The organism is Allocoleopsis sp. (assembly GCF_036703385.1).
Lineage (GTDB): Bacteria > Cyanobacteriota > Cyanobacteriia > Cyanobacteriales > Coleofasciculaceae > Allocoleopsis.
This window is the reverse complement of sequence record NZ_DATNPA010000651.1, coordinates 1-5,191: the sequence shown is the minus strand read 5'-3', so window position 1 is coordinate 5,191 and position 5,191 is coordinate 1. Positions and strand designations below refer to the sequence as shown.

The following is a 5,191-nucleotide window of genomic DNA, read 5'->3' as shown; positions in this document are numbered from 1 at the left end:
CTTTAATTTCCGCGAGGACTTGTTCAGCGAGGAAGGGAGCACAGAAGTTATAAACTTTGAAGACTTGGACTCGTTCGCCCCATTTTTCCTGCAAGTGCTTCTCAATCCCTGCCCGTTGCTGTTCAAAGATTTTATTATGGGGAGAGATAAAATTATCGTGCGTGTGTCCCCACTCGTGCAAGTCAAACATTGCCAGAAGTTTCGCCAGTGGCGGATAAACCCAAGTGGGAACAGGGGCAAATTTGGCAGTGAGTAAGTTTAAAGCTTGTTCGTTGTAGTTGGCAAAATCTTCGTAGCTTTCGACTTCGCCATAACCCATGAGTAAGACAGCAACTCGATCATTACCGCCCGTGCGAGGGGATGTTATTTGTTGAGGTTTTTCAGGAGTGGCAACCACGTCACGTACCTACCAATAGATTCGAGTTCAATTGCTAGGGCGCATCAGCATTGTTTGTCAGAGGCACCCCGGCTATCCCTTAGGTTAGCATCCCCTCTGGGGGGATGGGTAAGGAATGTGATCTAAAGAAATTCTGAAGTGTCAAGAATCAAGGATGAAGTAGAAAAGAAAATCGGTACCTACTCTGTTCTTAAATTGAAGAAGGGAAGGTCACTATGCGATCGCACCCTTGTTCTTTAGCCTGCCTCAAGGCTGCATTCGCCTCCCGGAGTAACAATTGTGCCGTCAATCCATGCTCAGGGAAACTTGCTACCCCACAAGAAATCGTCATGGAGCCAAGAGCTTGACCGCGATGTTGAAAATTCAATAGCTTTATATTCTGTCGCAGTTGTTCCGCTTGCTGTTGAGTTGTCTCTAAAGACGCTTCCGGCAGCAAGATGAGAAACTCTTCACCCCGGTAACGGCAAGCTAAGTCACACTCGCGAATTTGGCTACGTAAAAATAGACCGATTTCTCGCAACAGTAAATCACCAGCAGCATGGCCCAATCGGTTGTTGAAGTCCTCAAAGCGATCAATATGGAGCAGGACAAGACCTAAAGGTAGTCTCTGATGAATAGACCGCTGGATTTCACGTTCTAAGGATTCTTCCAAGTAACGTCGATTGTAGAGCTTGGTAAGTGGGTCACGCAGTCTCAGGTGATTTAGCGTCTCCCGGAGTTTCAAGTTCGCTAACGCCAAACTGATATGTTTTGCAACCGTCTCGGCTAACGGTTTGATTTGGGTGATACGTCCCCGATAAAGTGAACCAATATACAAAACTCCCAATGTTTCCCCATGCGCCATCATCGGTATGCACAAGGTTTCAACCGCTGAGGAGTCGGGTCGAACATGTTGACAAAGCAAACCGTGATGGGTGTCTTCTACCAGATGGGCTTGTCCTCGCCGCAAGGAAAGGCATTCATCTGGGGTAAAGATGGGATCGCTCGTCAAGGGTAAAGCACCCCAAGTTGCGATCGCCTCTGGCGGTGCCCAAAGGGCAATCGCTTCTACCAAGTTTTGTGAGGGACTGATGACATAAATTGCACCAACCTCCTTAGGGAAGAGTTGTTGCATTAACGGTTTCAGTGCTGCGTCCGCTTCGTCAACCGAAAAACAAGCTTGGAGCAAGTCAATTAATTGCTCCAGTAAATCAATCTCTAATTTAGTTTGCATTGAACGCTGATAGGAATGGTGTGAGTAGCGAGAATTAGTAGATGCGCCCTTACACCACTGCTTCAATTCTGGCATTGCTATCTTGGCAAGCCAAAGGTCACGACCAACCCCTGAGGAGTTAGGATGATGGTTTACTACAGGATTTTTTTTATTCTTCCGTAAAAAATCAGGTTCAGACCAACTCTATCTCTACGCCTGTAAACGCTCTTTCCCTATTGGAGCAGGCGTGCAACAAACTCATCAGAACGCATTTTTTGTTCAAAGCGATCGCTATCCATCAGTTACAGTCCACGCACGAACCTCAAAAGCTGAATTACCCGTCATCTTCACATGAAATAGCTGATGGAACCCTTCTGCATAAGAAGGGGGGACTAACTTCTTAGCTGTGGCGTAAATTCCCACATCTGGCACTCTGGCTTTACCTGTGCGTTGCTCGTTGCGCTCAAGACAATCACTAACATTGGATTGAAAGTAATAGCCTAAAATCTGTGCATCGTATAGCTTGCCTATCTGAATCAGTGATGCTCGTTCCTCAACCGTAGGGTTGGTATTGTCAACTACGACGGCACGTTCCGCTTGTAGTGCAGATTCAACGAGCTGTGCTTGCCTTCGCGCACGATTTTTATTGTTCCGCATCAGGTCTTTACTGACGAGTTCGTGGGTTACCGCCCAATACTGGCACAAGAAGGTACTCTTCCCCGAAGCTTGCAGACCAATCAAGATGATTAACTCCATGACAAGTGAGAACCATCTGTGCAGTGGCCAGGCAATTTGTCTTTTATCGACCGAATTCGATAAAGGTTAACCGACTTGAGGATAGGATAAAACTTATTATTTGCGGTCACCTTTTTTCTCTTGCTGTATAAAATGACGAGTTCAAGATCATCATCAGTGGTACCAGCTTATCTAAACGAGGTTCATCTGCTCTGGCGTTGACGGGCAAACCAATCCGGTCGGAATCTTCTAAAGAAGCCCTGTTACGATTACAAATAATGGAGTGAAGGCAAGCGATGAGCGCTCAATACAGCGGTCGTAGATGGCAAGAGCCAGCTATTTGCCGCATTTTAGACGCCAATTTAGACCGAGCTAGAGAAGGCTTACGCATCATTGAAGAGTGGTGCCGTTTTGGTCTCAATAGCGGCTCACTGGCAAACGAATGCAAGCAAATGCGCCAAGAATTAGCTAGCTGGCATACTCAAGAAATTCGGGCGTCACGGAATACTCCACAAGACCCTGGCACCGAGTTGACTCATCCCAAAGAAGAACAGCGCTCTAGTATTGAGCAGCTTTTGCAGGCCAATCTTTGCCGGGTGGAAGAGGCGTTGCGGGTTTTGGAAGAATACGGCAAGCTTTATCACCCAGAGATGGGCGCAGTATTTAAGCAGATGCGCTACCGAGTTTATACCTTGGAGAGCAATTTGCTGGCCTATCAGCGTCATCAGCTCCTGACGCGATCGCATCTTTACCTAGTCACATCCACTACAGATCAGCTATTTACCACAGTAGAAGCGGCACTTCAAGGCGGACTAACTTTGGTACAGTACCGAGACAAAACCGCAGATGATGAAATCAGACTCTCCTATGCCCAGAAACTGTGCCAGATGTGCCATCGCTATGGGGCTTTATTTATCATGAACGACCGGGTCGATTTAGCCTTGGCGGTGGATGCAGATGGTGTCCATTTAGGTCAACAGGATATCCCGATCGCATTGGCGCGGCAACTCCTGGGTCCTCAGCGCATAATTGGTCGCTCGACCACAAATGCGGAGGAAATGCGTCGTGCGATCAATGAAGGAGCAGATTATATCGGCGTCGGCCCCGTCTATGAGACGCCGACCAAAGAGGGTAAAGCAGCGGCGGGTTTGGAGTATGTGGAATATGCCGCTAAGCAGGCAACAATACCCTGGTTTGCGATCGGAGGAATCGATCCGAGTAATATTAGCGAGGTTCTATCCGCAGGTGCACAGCGTGTGGCAATTGTGCGTGCCATCATGCAAGCTGAGCAACCTACTTTAATCACCCAATACTTCCTATCTCAACTTACACGACAGCAAACCCTCCGTAGCCTCGAAGCTCGCGTCTCTGAGTCTCATGTCTAACACAAGCGATCGCATTACTCTTCAAGTGAATGGTGAAAGCCGTACCTGTGCGCCCCAAACTCAGCTTCCCCAGCTCCTAGAACAGCTAGGCTTAAATCCACGCCTAGTCGCCGTAGAGTATAACGGTGAAATTCTCCATCGACAATATTGGTCCGAGACTCAAGTCCAAGAAGGCGACAAGCTGGAAATTGTCACGATTGTTGGGGGCGGATAAGTCAGGCAAAAGGTAAAAGGCAAAGTGAAACTACGGCTATTTTTATCGGGAATCCCTCCAGGGTGGCTTCCCAGCTAGGTGGACGGTAGCGGTAAATTAGAGAAGGAGCTAGCAGAACCCCTTGCGGATTTCCCTTTTTTTGGCTTTCCACCTTAAGACTTGTTGGTCAAAAGATGTTTTGAGCTACTAGAGCCGCTAAAGTTTCACTTAGCTTGGAGAGTAACGGTTTTCCTATGCGTAACAAACTTTTTTCAGCAATTAAACCTTTTTTGAAATCCCTTTTTGTATTTGGGCTGATAGGTTCCCTCGTTTTGGGGAACGCTGGTAGTGCTCTAGCGGCGAGAAGTGGAGGTCGGATTGGTGGTGGTTCTTTCCGCGCACCCAGTCGTACCTACTCACCTCCCAGTAGTGGCTACCGCTCACCGGCTGGGGGCTATGGATACGGTTATGGATATCCGGGCGGTGGATTTGGAGGGTCGTTCTTTTTGATGCCCTTCTTATTTGGCGGCGGATTTGGCAGTATATTTGGTATCCTGATTTTCTTTGCACTGGCTAATTTCTTGGTGCAAACCTTCCGCCGTATGGGTGAGGGGGGTGATAATGATGTTCCAGGCTACAGCAACCCCAAGATTTCGGTAGGTCGTGTACAAGTGGGTCTTTTAGAGGGGGCTCGTGGTCTGCAAAAAGAGCTAGATGAGTTAGCGCTTAGTGCAGATACAGGTTCGGCTGAGGGTAGAGCGCAAGTTCTGCAAGAGTCAACTTTAGCTTTGCTACGCCATCCTGAATACTGGGTCTACGGTGCGGCTCAATCTCAACAAACGGCACTGGAAGCAGCAGAAGCGAAATTTAATCAATTGGCACTGGCAGAGCGGAGCAAGTTTACCGCAGAAACCCTCTCGAATGTCAATAATCAGCTTAGAGACAGTGCTTCCCAAACTTCTTTATCGGGTGCTGGTGGAGATTTAGTGGCAACAGATGCACCGGGTGAATATATTGTCGTTACGCTTGTAGTAGGGACTCAAGGCAAGCTGGAATTACCAACTATCAATAGCTCCGATGACCTGCGTCAAGCTCTGCGTCAAATGGGTAGTATTTCTAGCGATCGCTTACTCGCTGTAGAAATTCTTTGGACACCCCAAGCTGAAGGCGACACCCTAACCTCAGATGATCTAATGGCTGAATATCCAGATCTGAAGCTCGTCTAAGTGTTGACGATATTGCAAAAATTGTCGGGGTAGGTACAAGACCTACCCTTCTTTAATTGGCGC

Annotated in this window: 5 protein-coding genes and 1 pseudogene; 3 read left to right on the top strand and 3 right to left on the bottom strand. The window is 47.9% G+C overall.

Annotation, left to right across the window (positions count from 1 at the left end):
• From V6C93_RS30850 to V6C93_RS30840, 3 genes and pseudogenes are all read right to left on the bottom strand, one after another.
• Positions 1 to 397 (bottom strand): annotated as a pseudogene (locus V6C93_RS30850) (ferrochelatase); the annotation flags it as partial.
• 190 nt (positions 398 to 587) lie between these two features.
• The gene (locus tag V6C93_RS30845) at positions 588 to 1,685 is read right to left on the bottom strand and encodes a sensor domain-containing diguanylate cyclase (RefSeq protein ID WP_333480503.1); all 1,098 of its coding nucleotides are present in this window, start codon (positions 1,683 to 1,685) and stop codon (positions 588 to 590) included.
• 195 nt (positions 1,686 to 1,880) lie between these two features.
• On the bottom strand, positions 1,881 to 2,345 hold the full coding sequence (locus V6C93_RS30840) for an ATP-binding protein (RefSeq protein WP_333480502.1): 465 nt from the start codon (positions 2,343 to 2,345) through the stop codon (positions 1,881 to 1,883).
• 275 nt (positions 2,346 to 2,620) lie between these two features.
• Between V6C93_RS30840 and V6C93_RS30835 the strand changes: the two genes are divergently transcribed.
• The 3 genes from V6C93_RS30835 to V6C93_RS30825 all read left to right on the top strand — a co-directional run bounded on the left by V6C93_RS30835 (position 2,621) and on the right by V6C93_RS30825 (position 5,128).
• Positions 2,621 to 3,709 carry a thiamine phosphate synthase gene (locus V6C93_RS30835; protein WP_333480501.1) on the top strand — a complete coding sequence of 363 codons (1,089 nt, stop codon included), beginning with the start codon at positions 2,621 to 2,623 and terminating at the stop codon, positions 3,707 to 3,709.
• Positions 3,702 to 3,923 carry a sulfur carrier protein ThiS gene (gene thiS, locus V6C93_RS30830; RefSeq protein ID WP_333480500.1) on the top strand — a complete coding sequence of 74 codons (222 nt, stop codon included), beginning with the start codon at positions 3,702 to 3,704 and terminating at the stop codon, positions 3,921 to 3,923. Before V6C93_RS30835 ends, thiS begins: the two co-directional genes overlap by 8 nt.
• 233 nt (positions 3,924 to 4,156) lie before the next feature.
• On the top strand, positions 4,157 to 5,128 hold the full coding sequence (locus tag V6C93_RS30825) for a DUF1517 domain-containing protein (RefSeq protein WP_333480499.1): 972 nt from the start codon (positions 4,157 to 4,159) through the stop codon (positions 5,126 to 5,128).
• The last annotated feature ends 63 nt before the right edge of the window (positions 5,129 to 5,191 follow it).

Coding starts and splice junctions, on each gene's coding strand:
- V6C93_RS30840 (WP_333480502.1), bottom strand. CDS start 2,345: ATGGAGTTAATCATCTTGATTGGTCTGCAAGCTTCGGGGAAGAGTACC.
- V6C93_RS30845 (WP_333480503.1), bottom strand. CDS start 1,685: ATGCCAGAATTGAAGCAGTGGTGTAAGGGCGCATCTACTAATTCTCGC.
- V6C93_RS30835 (WP_333480501.1), top strand. CDS start 2,621: ATGAGCGCTCAATACAGCGGTCGTAGATGGCAAGAGCCAGCTATTTGC.
- thiS (WP_333480500.1), top strand. CDS start 3,702: ATGTCTAACACAAGCGATCGCATTACTCTTCAAGTGAATGGTGAAAGC.
- V6C93_RS30825 (WP_333480499.1), top strand. CDS start 4,157: ATGCGTAACAAACTTTTTTCAGCAATTAAACCTTTTTTGAAATCCCTT.